At 66.3% G+C, this 15,840-nt stretch carries 14 protein-coding genes; 12 read left to right on the forward strand and 2 right to left on the reverse strand.

Features of this window, described 5'->3' with window-relative positions; genetic code table 11:
- Positions 1 to 1,352: 1,352 nt before the first annotated feature.
- The 7 genes from ACLIBK_RS18735 (at position 1,353) to ACLIBK_RS18765 (ending at position 8,003) form a co-directional block, all read left to right on the forward strand.
- The gene (locus ACLIBK_RS18735; RefSeq protein ID WP_415388817.1) at positions 1,353 to 2,000 is read left to right on the forward strand and encodes a sugar transferase; all 648 of its coding nucleotides are present in this window, start codon (positions 1,353 to 1,355) and stop codon (positions 1,998 to 2,000) included.
- Positions 2,001 to 2,070: 70 nt separating this feature from the next.
- On the forward strand, positions 2,071 to 2,925 hold the full coding sequence (locus tag ACLIBK_RS18740) for a WecB/TagA/CpsF family glycosyltransferase (RefSeq protein WP_415388818.1): 855 nt from the start codon (positions 2,071 to 2,073) through the stop codon (positions 2,923 to 2,925).
- Between the two features lie 70 nt (positions 2,926 to 2,995).
- Positions 2,996 to 3,607 carry an SIS domain-containing protein gene (locus ACLIBK_RS18745; RefSeq protein WP_415388819.1) on the forward strand — a complete coding sequence of 204 codons (612 nt, stop codon included), beginning with the start codon at positions 2,996 to 2,998 and terminating at the stop codon, positions 3,605 to 3,607.
- Positions 3,608 to 3,649: 42 nt separating this feature from the next.
- The gene (locus ACLIBK_RS18750; RefSeq protein WP_415388820.1) at positions 3,650 to 4,591 is read left to right on the forward strand and encodes an SDR family NAD(P)-dependent oxidoreductase; all 942 of its coding nucleotides are present in this window, start codon (positions 3,650 to 3,652) and stop codon (positions 4,589 to 4,591) included.
- Positions 4,588 to 5,886 (forward strand): HAD-IIIA family hydrolase, encoded by a 1,299-nt coding sequence (locus tag ACLIBK_RS18755; RefSeq protein WP_415388821.1) that lies wholly within the window; start codon positions 4,588 to 4,590, stop codon positions 5,884 to 5,886. Before ACLIBK_RS18750 ends, ACLIBK_RS18755 begins: the two co-directional genes overlap by 4 nt.
- Entirely contained in the window at positions 5,883 to 6,857 is a 975-nt protein-coding gene (locus ACLIBK_RS18760) for a hypothetical protein (RefSeq protein ID WP_415388822.1), read from the forward strand. Before ACLIBK_RS18755 ends, ACLIBK_RS18760 begins: the two co-directional genes overlap by 4 nt.
- Positions 6,858 to 6,914: 57 nt before the next feature.
- Positions 6,915 to 8,003, forward strand: coding sequence for a glycosyltransferase family 4 protein (locus ACLIBK_RS18765; RefSeq protein ID WP_415388823.1), 1,089 nt, complete (start codon positions 6,915 to 6,917; stop codon positions 8,001 to 8,003).
- Here ACLIBK_RS18765 and ACLIBK_RS18770 read toward each other — a convergent pair.
- Positions 8,000 to 9,916: an acyltransferase family protein gene (locus ACLIBK_RS18770; RefSeq protein WP_415388824.1), complete on the reverse strand. Its 1,917-nt coding sequence runs from the start codon at positions 9,914 to 9,916 to the stop codon at positions 8,000 to 8,002. The genes ACLIBK_RS18765 and ACLIBK_RS18770 overlap by 4 nt on opposite strands.
- Positions 9,917 to 10,048: 132 nt before the next feature.
- Positions 10,049 to 11,383: a GumC family protein gene (locus ACLIBK_RS18775; RefSeq protein ID WP_415388825.1), complete on the reverse strand. Its 1,335-nt coding sequence runs from the start codon at positions 11,381 to 11,383 to the stop codon at positions 10,049 to 10,051.
- A 210-nt stretch (positions 11,384 to 11,593) separates the two neighbouring features.
- On the opposite strand from ACLIBK_RS18775, the gene ACLIBK_RS18780 reads away from it, so the two are divergent.
- The 5 genes from ACLIBK_RS18780 (at position 11,594) to ACLIBK_RS18800 (ending at position 15,503) form a co-directional block, all read left to right on the forward strand.
- A complete protein-coding gene (locus ACLIBK_RS18780; RefSeq protein WP_415388826.1) occupies positions 11,594 to 11,863 on the forward strand; it encodes a hypothetical protein in 270 nt (89 codons plus the stop codon).
- Positions 11,864 to 12,007: 144 nt separating this feature from the next.
- Positions 12,008 to 13,258: a hypothetical protein gene (locus ACLIBK_RS18785; RefSeq protein WP_415388827.1), complete on the forward strand. Its 1,251-nt coding sequence runs from the start codon at positions 12,008 to 12,010 to the stop codon at positions 13,256 to 13,258.
- Positions 13,259 to 13,355: 97 nt separating this feature from the next.
- A complete protein-coding gene (locus ACLIBK_RS18790) occupies positions 13,356 to 14,273 on the forward strand; it encodes a glycosyltransferase family 2 protein (RefSeq protein WP_415388828.1) in 918 nt (305 codons plus the stop codon).
- Positions 14,274 to 14,322: 49 nt separating this feature from the next.
- Entirely contained in the window at positions 14,323 to 14,580 is a 258-nt protein-coding gene (locus ACLIBK_RS18795) for a hypothetical protein (RefSeq protein WP_415388829.1), read from the forward strand.
- 62 nt (positions 14,581 to 14,642) lie between these two features.
- Positions 14,643 to 15,503, forward strand: a complete 861-nt coding sequence (locus ACLIBK_RS18800; protein ID WP_415388830.1) for a class I SAM-dependent methyltransferase — start codon at positions 14,643 to 14,645, stop codon at positions 15,501 to 15,503.
- Positions 15,504 to 15,840 lie beyond the last annotated feature (337 nt).

Consider the following 15,840-nt stretch of genomic DNA (forward strand, 5'->3'; position numbering starts at 1 on the left):
GCAGCTATCCCGGTTTCCACCTCTTTTTAGGAAACAAATCCTTGAATGTCAAGCTCGCGATCGCGGGCGTCGAGAAGCTGCGCCGGCATCGTCCGGGCGCGGAGGGGAACTGCTGTCCGCGATGGTGGATGCTTCCCAAGGCCGGGGCCATGCGGCGGCTCGCCACACGGAGCCTCAGACGGTCAGGGCCGAGGGGGCAGGCGCACGGCATGATCCGAGACCCAGCCATCCCCACCATGTCGAGACCCCGTCGGGCTCGGTTCTGCCAATCCCAACGACGGGGCAGCACGTCGTCGGTGGCTGCAGCCGGAAAAGCAAGGGGTCGAGCACCACGGCAGCGAAGCCGGCCGTGCGGAGGACGTGGGTCTCCCGACCCCTGGGCGTTATTGGACGACATCCTGAATGGGGCAAGGCCGCAGTCGGAGGCCGTGGAACCCTGGCGCCGCGATCGGTCCATCCCGGGGCGACAGGTTTGCCGCCTCGGCCTGGGGAGAACCAGGGCTCTGGGTCACGGCAGCGGAGGTCAGGTCGGGAACATGGGTCGAATGTTCTCGGGGATTGGCTTGCTCCGGTGCTCGACGGTCGAGGCCGAAGTACTATGTGACAGTTGACCGGCAAGAGAAGTCAGCAACCGCCCCCATCGTCGCCCACAACTCGACATCGCGCCCGACCGGGTCGCGCGCGATGTGCCATGGGAAGCAGCGAGAGGCGCGATGCCAGACGCATCGAACCAATCTCGGATCGGGCAGAGCGATGTGTCGCAGGACGCTTGCCGGAAGTGCGTGTTTCTGCGGACGCATATTCTAGCAGAAGTAGAAAAGAGGCAATCACCCGAGGGCAACCTGAGCGTCCCGGATCAGGCTGGTTGCCTTCTGGCCTCGCCCTCGGCGGCATGCGTGAACAACTGCGAAGGACGCGGAGGAGCCGGGTGACCTGTGTCTCGGGTTGCACCGCGAAGCTTGAACACGTTCAGCGAACTAGGCCGCCAGGCGAGCGCAGGGATCAACATCCGCAACACGCGCCGCAGGCCGTCGCTCGTGCCCCATGCGTGAGCGAAAAGACTGATCTGCAAATCTCCCCTCCCGCGATGTATCCAACCGGAAACCATCCGACAATAGTTTAAAACCAATTTCATTGCAACTTGAGGTAGATATTTCGAGTGAGTTTCTTGTCTTATTTTTGGTTTTTCAACCGAGATTCCTGTGGATTTCTTGGGTGCAACGCAATACACGTGGCCACATTGAGGGCCGCCGGGCCCCTGTGAACCAGAATTAAACTGGAAAGGCCGAGCAATGCATTCTCCGCGGAATGCGTTTCTTCCGTACTCGCGTCAGGTACAGACGAACGGCGAAGTGTATTTCTCGGAGAGTGAGCGCGCGGGGCGGGCCATTCGGTCAGGCCATTTCCCCGCCAAGCGAGTTTTTGATTTCGTCATCGCCCTCTGCGCGCTGGCACTTTTGGCACCTCTGATGGTGCTGGTCATGACCGCCATATTCATTGATTCACCTGGGTCGATCTTTTTTTCCCAACTTCGGTTCGGCCAGAACGGGCGTCTTTTCCGGATCTGGAAATTCCGTACGATGCACGTTGCCGTTTCGGACGCGAGCGGGGGGCAGCGCACGCTGGCGTGGGACCCTCGCGTGACTAGGATCGGGCGCTTCCTGCGGCGCACGAGCATCGACGAACTTCCCCAACTGCTCAATGTGCTGCTCGGACACATGTCCCTCGTGGGGCCGCGCCCGCACACGCCGCACATGCGGGTGGAGGGAGTCCATTACCACGAGGCCGTGCCGAATTATCACCTGCGGCATCTGGTCAGGCCGGGCCTCACCGGGTGGGCCCAGGTGAATGGGTCGAGGGGCGAGGTCGATACCATGGCGAAGGCCCATCGCCGCGTTGACCTCGATCTCTGGTACGTCGAGAACCGTTCGGCTTATCTGGATCTGAGGATCGTCCTGCGCACCGCTGTTGGCGGCTTTCTCTCGCTGCGAGCAGACTAAAGTTGCCGTGTTCGTGGCCTGGAGCCGGGCGCGTTCTGCGGGGCGCCATGGAAAAAACAGGGTCCGGGACATGAATCAGGCCGAGATCCAGGCTCCTGAAACCGCTGAACGCGCGCGAGCGGAGAGTTGCGATGCCGACCGGATGGTGGAGTGCGGAAGCATCTTCTCCATTTCTGACCGGCGCATCGTCAACGGTGTTTCCGTGGAGGTGACCAGCCGGCAAGCCGCAGTGGCCCATATCTTGTCGGCGATGCGAGCGCGCTCCTGTGAAGTGTTTGCGTTCTGTAACATGCACGGTTGCAATCTCGCGCGGCGTTCTCCCGCCTTCGCTTCGGCGCTCGGCAGGGCCACGGTATTCAATGACGGCATCGGCATGGATATCGCGAGCCGAATCTTGTTCGGTCGCCCCTTTCCCGAGAATATCAATGGTACGGATCTGACGCCCGAGTTGTTGGCCGGCCTCGAAAGGCCGACCGCCGTATTCCTGCTCGGCAGCCCTCCCGGTGTGGCGGAACGGGCAGCGCGCGCCCTGGAAAGCCGCTTCCCGCAGGTCCGGGTCGTGGGTTGCCAGCACGGTTTCTTCCCGCCCTCCGAGGATGGGGAAATGGCCGATCGGGTGCGCAGGACAGGGGCGGAACTGGTGTTAGCCGGCATGGGCAACCCGCGGCAGGAGTTGTGGGCGGTGGAGATGGCGCCGCGCACCGGCGCGGTGGTGCTCTGCATCGGGGCTTTCCTGGATTTCGCGTCCGGGCGGGTGTCCCGTGCACCGCGCCTGGTACGCGCGCTACGCAGCGAATGGCTGTACCGCCTGGCGCTGGAGCCGCGACGGCTGGCCAGTCGCTATTTCGGCGGGGTAGGGCCCTTCCTGTGGGCGGTGCTGCGGGAAAGGCTGCGTCGTCCGGCACTGCCCGGAACCTCGCGATGAGCCAGTGCGGACGCCTTACGGACCCGCTAACCTTTCCGCCATACAACGCCGGTACCAGGACATGATTCCCGTGCAGGAAGATCCACGCCACCGCAACGAGCGCTGCGACACGGCCTCGGTCGGAGCCTACCTGTTCGACTACGCGGATCGGCTGCGTGCCGCCCTGTTGACGGTGGACCCTGCTTTCCTGGAGAGAGCACGCGTCCTGGTGGAGGAGGCAGCTTCCACGGGCAGGCGCATCTACTCCGTGGGAAACGGCGGCTCCGCGGCCATCGCGGATCACCTGTGCTGTGATTTCACCAAGGGCACGCACGCGCCGGGGCACCCGGTGGTGGACTCCATGTCCCTGGTGTCCAACGTCGCGCTCTACTCGGCCATCGCCAATGATTTCGGGTTCGAGAAGGTCTTCTCCACCCAGGTCGGCCTCCTCGGCCGCCCCGGTGACGTGCTGGTGGCTATCTCCTCCTCCGGCAACAGCCCCAACATCCTGGCTGCCGTGGACGCCGCGCACGCGGCCGGCATGGCGACGATCGGGATGTCCGGCTTCCGGGGCGGCGCGTTGCGGGACAGGGCGCAGGTACCGCTCTACGTGGACGCCAACAACTACGGCGTGGTGGAGGATGCGCACCAGGCGCTCATGCATGTGCTGGCGCAGTTCATCGCCGCCCGCCGGGATGGCTGACCGCATGGCCGGCTTTCCCACGAACTGCGGAAGCGGCGCGCCATGAAGATCCTCGTGACCGGCGGTGCCGGCTTCATCGCCAGCCATCTCTGCGACCGGCTGGTGGCGCGCGGGCATGGCGTGGTGGCCGTGGACAACCTGTCCCTGGGCCGTCGCGCCCATCTGGCCCAGCTGGACGGCCTGCCCGGCTTCCGCTTCGCGGAGATGGACGTCGCCGATGCCCCGCAGCTGCGCGCGCTGTTCGAGGCCGAAAGCTTCGACGCCGTGTTCCATATGGCGGCCAATTCCGACATCGCCCGCAGCCACGCCGACCCCGAGACCGACTTCGGCAACACCTTGCGCACCACCTACTCGGTGCTCGAAGCGATGCGGCGCAACGGCGTGGGACAGCTCGTCTTCGCCTCGACCTCGGCGATCTACGGCGAGGTCCAGGGGCGGGTGCGGGAGGACCACGGACCCTTGCTGCCGATCTCGCATTACGGCGCTGCCAAGCTGGCCTCGGAAGCCTTCATCTCCTCCTACGGGGAGAATTACGGCATCCGCTCCTGGATGGCGCGCTTCCCCAACGTGGTGGGCGAGCGGTCGACCCACGGCGCGGTGTACGACTTCGTGCGCAAGCTGCGCCGCACGCCAGGCCGGCTGGAGGTGCTGGGCGACGGCACCCAGGTGAAGCCCTACCTGCACGTGGCCGACCTGCTGGACGGCATCCTGCTGGCCTGGGGCCGGATGAGCGACCGGACCAACGTCTTCAACCTGGGCGGCACGACGCGCTGCACGGTGCGCCGCATGGCCGAGATCGTGGTCGAGGAGTCCGGCTCGGACGCGGTGATCGACTTCACCGGCGGGGATCGTGGCTGGATCGGCGACGTGCCCAGCGTGGACTACGACACTGGTAGGATCCGCGCCCTGGGTTGGGAGCCCAGGCTGGACTCCGAGGCTGCGGTGCGACGGGCGGCGCGCTGGATGCTGGACCACACCCCGTGAAGGTGGTCATCCTCAACGGCGGCAAGGGCACCCGCCTGGGTCTGAGCGACCGGCCCAAGCCGATGGTGCCGGTGGCCGGCCGTCCCCTGCTGGAACGGCTGCTGGATGTCGGCAAGGCGTCGGGCTTCGAGGACTACGTGTTCCTGAACGGCCACCTCGCCGAGGTCATCGAGGCGCATTTCGGCGACGGCGCGGGCTACGGCGTGCGCATCCGGCACGTCCGCGAGGCCGCGCCGCTCGGCACGGCCGGCGCGATCCGGGAAGCCCGCGCCCTGCTGACCGAGCCTTTCCTGGTGATCTACGGCGACATCCTGATCGACGTGGACTTGGCGCATTTCGCGGCGTTCCACCGCGCCCGGGGCGGCATCGGGACGCTGTTCGTGCATCCCAACGACCACCCCCAGGACAGCGACCTGGTGGAGGCCGACGAGACGGGGCGCATCCGCCGCTTCCTGTCCAAGCCGCACGCCGCCGGCGCGGTGTTACCGAACCTGGTGAGCGCCGCGCTCTACGTGCTGGATCCGGCCGCGATCGGCCACGTGCCGCCGCAGGGAGCCTCCGACTGGGGGCACGATGTTTTCCCGGCCATCGTCGCGGCGGGCGGCGTGCTGCACGCCTATCGCAGCCTCGAATACGCCAAGGACATCGGCACGCCCGACCGCCTGGCCCGGGGGGAGGCCGACCTCGCCTCCGGCCGGGTGGAGCGGCTCAGCCGCCGCCAGCCCAAGCCGGCGGTGTTCCTGGACCGCGACGGCGTGCTCAACGCCGAGATCAACGGCGTTCACCGGCCGGACGACCTGGTGCTGCTGGACGGTGCCGGCGCGGCGTTGCGCCGGATCAACCGTTCGGGCATCCCGGCCATCTGCGTCACCAACCAGCCCGACGTCGCCAAGGGGCTGGTGTCGCCCGAGGCGCTGCGGCAGGTTTTCGCGGCGCTGGATACCGCCCTGGCCCGGGACGGCGCCTATCTGGACGACCTTTACCACTGCCCCCACCACCCCGAACGCGGCTGGCCGGGCGAGGTCGCCGCGCTCAAGGTCGACTGCGAGTGCCGCAAGCCGAAGCCCGGGATGCTGCTGGCCGCGGCGCGCGATCACAACCTGGACCTGGCCCGTTCCTGGATGATCGGGGACCGCTACGCCGATGTCGTGGCGGCGCAGGCCGCCGGGGCGCGCGCCGTGCTGGTCAGGACCGGGCATGGCGGTTCCGACCGCGACCGGCACGACAGCACACCTGACCACGTCGCCGACAACCTCGCTGAAGCCGTGGACTACGTCCTGAGGACGCTCGCATGATTATTTCCCGCACGCCGCTCCGCGTTAGCTTCTGCGGGGGCGGGAGCGACCTGCCCGCCTTCTACCGGGAGCACGGCGGCGCCGTGCTGAGCATGTCCCTGGCCCGCTACGTGTACCTGTCGATGCACGAGTATTTCCAGAGCGACGGCTACATCCTCAAGTATTCCCGGGTCGAGACGCCCAAAACTTTGGGAGAGATCGAGCACCGTATTCTGCGCCAGGTCTTCGAGGATTACGGCATCCGCGGCGTGGACTTTAACTCCAGCGCCGACGTGCCGGCGGGCACCGGGCTGGGCTCATCCTCCGCCTTCACCGTGGGCCTGCTGAACCTGTGCAACGCCTACCAGGGCCGCTACGAGGGCCGCACCACCCTGGCCGCGAAGGCCTGCGAGATCGAGCTCGGCAAGCTGGGCGAGCCGATCGGCAAGCAGGACCAGTACGGCTGTGCGCTGGGCGGGCTGAACTTCATCGAGTTTCACCCCGACGACAGCGTCACCTGCGAGTCCGTGCCGATCACCCAGGCCATGCGCGAACGGCTGGAGGCGGGGCTGGTGATGTTCTACCTCGGCGGTACGCGCTCCGCGAGTGAGGTGCTGCGCAAGCAGTCCGAGCAGGTGAAGAACAGCAAGCGTGCCCTGGGCTCGATGCAGGCCATGGTGCGCCAGGCCCGCAGCCTCCGCGCCGAGATCATGAGCGACGTGGACCTGATCGGGCCCTATCTTCACGAAGCCTGGCAGCGCAAGCGCAGCCTGGCGGACGGCATCACCAACCCCCGCATCGACGAGGCCTACGAGCGCGCCATGGCGGCCGGCGCCACGGGCGGCAAGCTGCTGGGCGCGGGCGATGCCGGGTTCCTGCTGGTCTACGCGCCCGACGAAGCCCGGGCGCAGGTCTGCGCAGCCCTGCCGGACTGCAAGGCCTACGATGTGCGCTTCGACTCGATCGGCACCACCATCATCTACTCGGACTGAGACCTGGGCCCGCTGGCGCCGTGCGCCGCGGCCCGCACAACGGCGACGTGGAGCGCGATGCACCTTCTGATCCTCGGCGGTTCATCCGACCATCCGGGCGGCGTGGAAGCTTTCTGCGAGCGCTCGGCGGAAGCGCTGGGCCGGAGCGGCGAGTGGCGGATCAACCGCATCCCGACGGGCACCGCCTTTCTCACCCTGCGCCGGCTGCCCGTGCTGCTGGGGGGGCTGGCCAGTCTGTTCCGGTACCGCCGGCAGCGTCCGGACGTGGTGTGGCTGCAATACGTGAACCTGCCCGACCTCTGCTACCTGGCCTTCGCCAAGCTGCTGGGGCTGCGGGTGATGGTGACACCGCATCTGGGCTCCAACTGGCGTTCGCAGTCCAATCCGGCGCTGCGGGCGCTGAGCGGCTGGCTGCTCGGCTTCGCTGACCGGCTGGCGCTGATCTCGCCGACGCAGGAGCGCGAGATCAACCTGCCCGCTGCCTTGCCGCGCTCCCTGATCCGGAACTTCCTGCCCGCCGCGGTGCTGGGCTCGGTGCTGCCCGACGAAGGCTCCGCGCCGCCCGTCCTGCAACTGATCCATTCTGGCCGCCTGTCCGAAGGCAAGGGCACCTTCCTGTTCGTCGAGGTGTGCGAGCAGCTGCGGGCATCCGGGGTGCCGTTCTTCGCGCGCATCACCGGCGGCGCCGACGAGACGACCTCCGCGCGGCTACACGCCATGATCGCCGAGCGCGACCTGGGAGACCAAGTGGCGGTGCTGGGCCGCGTGCCCGAGGCCGTGCTGCTGGACCTGCTGCAGCGCTCGGACATCCTGATCCACCTGTCGCGCATCGATTCCTACCCCTTGATCGTGCTGGAAGCCATGGCCTGCTCGATGCTGCCCGTGTGCATGGAGCTCGCGGGCGCCCGCGACATGGTGGAAACCTATGACGGGCAGGTCGTCAGCACGAGCGGCGCGGTGGAGGAAGCCGCGAGCTTCCTGGCCCGCCAGGATCTCGCCGATCTTCGCCGTCGCGGACGCATCGCGGCCGCGAAGGTGCGGGCGGACTACAACTGGGATCGCTGCGCCGGGGCGCTGGCCGCGGCACTGCGCGCCTGCGTCGCCGAGGATCGCACCCTGGTGACGCGGCCGGACCCGGTCATCTAGCGCGGCGCCTCGCCACTTCCGGGCTGGAGCAGCGTTTCGGGTCCCAGCAAGGATCGGACGACCCGGATGCTGCCGGCGACGGAATAGTGGGCGAAGTCCTCGAACAGGAAGGTGCCGCGCTCCTGGTAGGTGCACAGGGGCCCCGTGCAGAGTTCGGACATGGGGTCCACGAAGCGGTGCCGGCCCGCCACGCCCGCGAGGTCCTGGTTGAGGTCCGGCGAGAACAGCACGGGCCAGCGGTTCACCGCGTCGTCTGCCCTGCTGCCCTTGAGGAAGCTGAGCACCTGGACGTCGGCCGGGAATTCCGGCGACTGGCCGATCATCACCGTGCGCACGCCCTGGCGATCCAGGGTGGCCAGGGTCGCCGCCAGCTCCTCGAAACGGCCCTTCATGCCGGACCAGCGGCCCGCGATCAGCACGGTGTCGATCCGCTGCTCCCGGAGGATGTCCAGCACGCGCCCGTTGAAAGCTTGGCACCTGATCTGGGCGTAAGCCGCGGAGGACAGCAGCGGCAGGCAGCCGGCGGCGGTATACTGGATCACTGTCGCCCGCAGAGTGTCAGCCTGGGCCACTAGGCCGGGCACGTACTGGGCCGCGAAGGAGTCCCCCCAGAGCAGCACCCGGTGCGGCCCGGTCGCCACGCGGGTGCAGTCTAAGGGCGACCACCGTCGCGGATCGCGGTGGCTGAGGAAGAAGCACCGGTCCGGCATCCACTGTTCGTTGCCGGTGATGGCCTGCTCGGTGAAGTCCGGGAAGCGGGCGGGGAAGCCCCGGGCGCCGATGCCCACGAGTCCCACCAGGCAGGCGACCCCGATGGCGCCCACCCCTCCCAGCAAGACCCGGCGCTGGGTCAGCGCGGGGCTGGGGCGGCGGAAGGGCTGCTCCACGAAACGCCAGGACAGGGTGGCCAGGACCAGGCTCGCCGCCAGCACCATCACGACCTGCGACGTGTCCAGCATGCCCACCGCCCGGTAGCGCAGCAGCGAGATGATCGGCCAGTGCACGAGGTAGAGCGAGTAGGAGATGAGGCCCAGCGCCACGAAGGGCGGGGTGGACAGCAGCACCGTGACGGAAGACCGGGCCGAACGTCCCACATGGATCAGCAGCATGCTGCCCAGACAGGGATACAGGGCATTGATCCCCGGAAAGGGCGTCGCCTCGGTGAACAGCACCACCGGGGCCAGGATCAGCAGCAGCCCGGCGATCCCGGCCAACTCGGCCGTGCGACGGCGGAGGATCCGCGGCAGCGGCGTGGTTGCCAACAGCGAGCCCAGGCCGAGTTCCCAGGCGCGGGTCGGCAGCAGGAAGAAGTTCGCGGTGGAGAAGGTCGTCGTGGCGTAGACGCTCAGCGCGAAGCTCGCCGCGCAGAGCGACGCGAACAGCACCACCCAGCGGGCCCGCAGCAACGGGGCAGCGAGCGCCATGAGCACGGGTATGAACAGGTAGAACTGCTCCTCCACCGATAGCGACCAGGTGTGCAGCAAGGGCTGGAAGCTGCTGTCCACCGCGAAGTAGTTGGCGGCCCGCCAGAAATAGATGTTGGACACGGAAAGCGCGGCCGCCACCAGCGACCGTGAGGTTTCCAGCAAGTAAGGGGGCAGCAGCAATACGGCAGCTGCGAGCCAGGTGAGCAGCAGCGTGACGAAGAGCGCAGGCACGATTCGACGGATGCGGCGCTCGTAGAAGCGCAGGATGGACAGGCGCCCTCCGGCGATCTCGGCGGCGAGGTGCCCGGTGATAAGGTAGCCCGAAATCACGAAGAAGACGTCCACGCCGACGTAGCCGCCGGAGAAACCCGGCACACCGCAGTGGAACAGCACCACAGCCACCACCGCCACCGCGCGCAGTCCATCGATGTCGGGGCGGTAGGAGGGGGCAGGCTGTGCCGGGCGTAGGCTCTCGGAACTGCTCAAGCCATATCTCTCCTGGCCCGGGCCATCCTGCATCGCGCCATGCTGCCAGGACGGCGTATTCATGCCGAGTGTACAACGAGGAACCCGGCGAGAGGAAACCTGCTGCGCCGGGATGCCGCGTCGCCGTGGTGGTTAGCGGCGGACCGTCCAGCTCCGCAGCAGGGCCGCCGCTAGCCCGGCGAGCAGGCTTCCCAGCAGCGCCGCTACCGTCACGACGATGTAGTTCGGGAAGATGGGCCGCAGCGGCACCAACGCCCTCTGCAGCACCTTCACCGAAGAGAACCGCACCGTGTTGGACTCGGCGTTGATCTGCTCCTCGATCATGCGCTTGTAATAGGTGTCGGAATTGTAGCTGGCCTGGTCCACTGCACGCGTGAGATTGGCGAACTGCCGCTCATTCTCGGTCAGCGTATTCAGCTCCGCAGTCAGCCGCCCGAGTTCCACCTGTTGCTGCTGCTGCAAGCTCTGCGCCCCGGTCAGTTCCGAGTTCACCCTGAACAGCGCCACCATGGAGTCCTGGTAGACCCGGACCAGCAGCAATGGTGGATCCGAGGAACGGTCATCCAGCGCGCGGGCGTCGGCACCCCTGGACGGGGAAGGCCGGTCGCCGCCTAGGGAGTCCACCAGGGATGACACGTAGGGTGAGCGCGTGACCGGGGCGAGCCGCCGCAGCGAATCCGCGAGGGCCTGCCGCTCCCCGACCTTCTGCGAGATAGAGCCGCGGGTGACCGCCAGTGCCGAGGACAGGTCATTCATGCGCCGCAGCAGCAACTGCCGCTGCTCCGTGGCCGAATAAACGCCGGTCTGCGTGGAGAATTTTTCCAACTGGTCGGAGGCGCGCTGCAGTTCCTCCTCGAATCTCTGACGCTGCCGCTGGAAAAAGTCGACGGCGCCTGGCCGGCTGTAAAGCGAGGTTTGCCGCTCGATGAAGGCCTGGGCGACGGCATCGGAGAACTGAGCGGCGATCACGGGATCCGGGTGGCGGAACGAGATGGTGACGATGTCGGAATTCGGCTCCCCCCTGGCGTTCAGCCCGGCACTGATCCGGGGCAGGGCCGCCTCGATCGGGGTAACCTCGCGCTGCGGCTCCACCAGGGACGGGAAAACGGCCTGGCGCAGTCGCGCGAAGATCGAGGAGGAGGCGGGCTGCACCGGTCCCACGAGGTTCTGCAGCCCGACCTTCCCGATCGCGCTGACCACCACCTCCTCGCTCAGCGCGATGCGCGTCAGCGAGGCAGGCGTTTCATTGGTCCTGCGCGCCTCACCCGGTCGGCGTTCCAAGTCGCCCTGCCCCGTGATCAGCAGGGTCGCGGCCTCGTAACGTGGCTGCAGGCTCAACATGAACAGGAAGACCGGCACGAAAACCAGCAGGCTGGTCGCGACCAGGATGAGTTTGTGCCGCCAAGCCACGAGCCACACCGACTTGGCGACCGCTTCCAGCGACCGATCGAGTTGTGCCAAGTCCATCGAAGGTTCCTCTACCGAAGCTCTCTAGTGGAAACGGACCACGCCGGCTGCCACCCGGTGACGTGAGGAGGCGAAGTCTCCGGTGCTGCGACGCTGGCGGCCGCCCGAGGGTCGGCCTGCCCCGTCGTGACGGTCAGGGCCGCTCTCCGGCGCCACCCCGCCTTATCCCTTCGCAACACGTCACCACGCGTAGATCGGACCCGGTCCCCCGTGTGTGCCGCACTGCCCTTCGGCGGCATCCACGGCACTGCACCTTCGCATCCCAGAACGGCGCCGTGCGTCGCCATTCCGGTAAGCCCTGATCCCAACGTGGGTCGCACAAGTCTTCCAGAACACAACCGCATCGGCTCAAGCGCGTCCGTGCCGCGGCTGTGCCAATCCCAGCTTGCCATTATCGCGAATATGATTGATTTCTCCCGCGATGCAACACTGTCGGAAAAATCGGCGATGAGCGTGACGCCGTCATGCGAAGCGGCGTGATGCAGGGTCTCGGGGCGGCTCGGGCAGGGTGCGCGGCCCCGCGCCTCTGCCGAGGGTGCTCCTAGCATGGCTCGTGGCTCGTTGCGGCTCGCCAGCAACCTTCTCCACTATTCCTGGGCAACGATGGGTCCGGTCGGGTCCGCGGTGGCGCAGTTCGCCCTGTCGCTGGTGCTGCTGCGGGTGCTGGATATCGGTGCCTTCGGCAGCTTCTCATTCCTGCTGATCGTGTCGCAGCTCAGTTGGGGCGTGTGGGGTGCCTTGTTCTGCGCGCCCTTACCGATCCTGCTTACGGCCGGCGACGTCGCGTCACGCAGGCGCCTGCTGCGCTCCCTGTTCACGACCAACCTCCTGGGCGCGGGTTTGGCCTTCATGCTGTTCCTGCCGCTGGGAATCGTGGCTGGCGTAGCGCCCGGGGGGGCGGCGCTGTTCGCTGCTTCCGCAGCCTTGGCGCTGCTACGCTGGTTCGCGCGCGCCCATGCCTACGCGACGGGAAGGCCGCTGCGGGCCACAGCATCCGACCTCGCCTACTCACTCGTCCTGCTGGCCGGACTGGTCCTGATCCTCCTGGCCCGTACGGCGGATCTGGAAATGGCCTTCACGACGCTGCTGCTGGGGGCAGTGGCGGGGCTGCTGCCCTTCGGTCGCGACTACCTCGTGAGCCAGTTCACCGGGATGTCGTGGCGGGATCTGCCGGGCTATCGGGCGGTGTGGCGACAATTTGCCGGATGGTCGCTCCTAGGCGTGGTCACCACCGAGGCAACCGCGAATTCGCACGTCTACATCGTCACCCTCGTCTACGGACCGGAAGGCTTCGCCCCGATCGCGGCCAGCACCCTTCTGGTGCGACCGATGAACGTGGCGATGAACGCGCTCACGGAGTTCGAGCGCGCCCGCATGGCGCGGCAGATCGGTGACGGGCAGATCGGCCAAGCCGCAGCCTCGGTGCGGTTCTTCCGCTGGGTGCTGGTGACGGGTTGGATCGCCAATGTGCTGGCGGCGGGGGCACTGTTGTACTACGGACCGCGCCTGGTGTTTCCGCCGCAGTACAGCATGCCGTTCCTGGTCACGGCCGCGGCACTGTGGATGGCCGTGGTGGCCGTGCGGCTGCTGCGCACGCCCGAGAGCGCCCTCCTGCAGTCGGCCGGGGCGTTCCGGCCGCTCGCTCTGGCGAGCGTCGCATCCTCCGGCATCTCCGTGGTGGCAGTGGCGATCCTGCTCGCGGTCAGCGGACCCTTGTGGTCGATCGGCGGCATCCTGATCGGCGAGCTGGCCTTCGCAGGCTGGATCTGGCGGCAGACCCGGCTCTGGGTGGCTTCGGCGATGCTTCGGTCCGCGTCGTCCCCCGACTCGGTCATTCCGGCTCGAGCCGCTGGGTGCGGGACAGCCTCCCCGTGATCACCACCGTACAGGCCGCAGGCCGGGCCGCTCCCGATCCCGCCTACGGTAACGCGCCTTGCCGCAGCTGCCACCCCTACTCCGAAGGCCCGCCGGCATGCCGCTCGTGACCGTTGTCATCGCCACCTTCAAGCGGCCCGTCATGGTGACGCGGGCCGTCAGCAGCGCCCTTGCGCAGACCATGTCGGACCTGGAGGTCATCGTTGCGGTGGAGAAGGGCGATGACGAGACGATTGCGGCCTTGGAAGCCGTGGCGGACCCGCGTGTTCGGCACGTGGTGAACCCCGTAAAGTCGGGGCCGGGCCCGGCGCGCGACACTGGCGCGCGCGCCGGTACCGGGCTGTGGCTGGCGTTTCTCGACGACGACGATGAGTGGATGCCGGAGAAGCTGGAGAAGCAACTCGCCCTCGCGGCCGACCCGGCACGCACCATCTGCACGACGCTGTCGCGGGTCGTCACGCCGAACGGTGTTTTCATCCGACCCAGCAGCCCATACGACGGCAAGGTCCCGATCGATGAGTGGCTGTTCGACCGCCTGTCCTGGTTCAAAGGCGGGGAAAGCATGCTGCAGACATCCTCGTTGCTGGTGCCACGTGCGATGTTCGAGCAGCTGCACTTCGGCCAAGCGCACCATGAGGAGTGGGAGTTGGCGATCCGGGCGGTGAAGCAGCACGGGTTCCGCCTGGTAACCGTGCGCGAGCCGCTGGTGACCTACTATGCCGGCAATACCTATCCCTGGAGAAAGTCGGTCGGCTGGATCGAATCCATGCGGGATGTGGTCACGCCGCGTGCCTTCAGCGGCTTCTGCTTAACCGTGGCGACACGGGCACTGGCGCCACCCGATCGCAATGCGGCCTTCCTCACCTTCCTGCGCCTGGGGCTGCGCCACGGTCGGCCGACCGCCCGGCAGCTCTTCGCCTTCACGCTGATGTGGCTCCTCCCCCAGCACCTGCGCGAACGGATCCGCGCAGTGCTTCGTGGGCGTGAACCGGCTGATGACTCGCGGGCCGCGTAAGTCGGGGATCGGCGCTGTTGGTTGAACGCGAGGTGGTAATCCGTGGCGGATGCTCCTCGTCGAGACGGCGCGCGTGTTCTGGCAGAGGAAAGCGGGCCCGGAGCGCAGCGAACGTTCTCCTTGTCCGGAGAACGTTAAAAAAAGCTATCCTGATCGCCTGCCGCGCATCGCTGACGACCTCTCGCGCATGAGTTTTCTGCCACACCAGATGATCCGTGAATGCGGCTCTCATTCGGGTGTGCCTCATACGTCAAGGTTCCGGGTGCCGCTTCGCAATTGGTCTCTGCTGCGGCGCGTGGTCATGTAGAGTGAGAAATGCGCCCGGTGGATGCTGGACATAGGATCACAGTGATGTCGAGAAAGAGCCCCATGCCTGTCCATCCTGCTGCATCACGCAGCGTGTCCCCTGGAGGGAGAGGGGACGCGGAGGATTTTTATTTGTACTACGACAGGGAACTCTCTCGACTTTCTCCCTATCACTGCGAGAACCATTACTTCAACAAGGCGAAGGATCGGATGGACCGGACGTTTGACCTAATCAGGTCAAACGTCGAAGGTAGTCGCATATTGGACGTGGGCGCATCGCCATTCTATCTCTTGTACAAAGCGCAGCAGCAGGGCGCTCGTGAATGTCATGGAATTTATTTCGCCAACGACGACCATCCGATGAGGGGAATTAACGAGATCTACTCGAGACATGGGGCGATCCAGCTTCATCATTCGGATATCGAGAAGTCAGATCTTCCTTTTCCGGACAACTCCTTCGATATTGTTACGGCATGCGAGGTGTTGGAGCATCTCGAGAATTTTCCGATGCGATTCGTTCATGAAGTGCGCAGGATCCTACGGCCGGGTGGCATTTTGTGCGTCACGGTACCGAATGTCTCCGCAATCGGGAATATCGTGAAACTCGTATTCCGCAAGAACATTTACTATAAGTACCGCTCCGACCCTACCGGGCGGCACAAGCACGAATATACATTGCGGCAAGTGACGGCACTGTTTGAGTTCATGAAGCTGGATGTCCTCTCTGCCGGCTATTTTCCGTCTCCAACCTCTGATCTACGATGGTTGCGGCCGGCATACAGGCTGATCGCAGTCACGCCGGGGCTCCGACATTATTCCCCGAATATTTATTGTGTCGGAAGGCAGCCGAGCCCCAAACCGGCAGGGAGCTTTGGGCCGCCTCCTAAGATTTTGTATTCTGACGATCTATCGATTGAAGAGTAGCCAACGAGCCGTGCGCCGTGATGGTGGGACGTACGCGCGCCTCTCTGCAAGCACTGTCCGCAACGCTCGAGCAGGGCATCCTGCGGATGAAGGCTGGCGCAAAGCTTCCTGGGGGGGCAGCAGGCACGGGTCGGATGGTCACGATGCATGCTATTCGCCCGCTCCCACCATGGAGGGTTGCGGCGCACCTCGGTCCGTCACTACTCCGCTGCAGCTAGAGCAGATTCCGAGCGAACCGAATCAGAGGGCTTGCCCGGCTCGGGGGCAATCTGATTCAAGCTGCTGGCTGGGGTTGGAGGCCAGCGGCGATGGCGAAGACCTTGTCGGAGGACCTGCG

This window comes from Roseomonas sp. BN140053 (assembly GCF_047690175.1).
Taxonomy (GTDB): Bacteria; Pseudomonadota; Alphaproteobacteria; order Acetobacterales; family Acetobacteraceae; genus Roseomonas.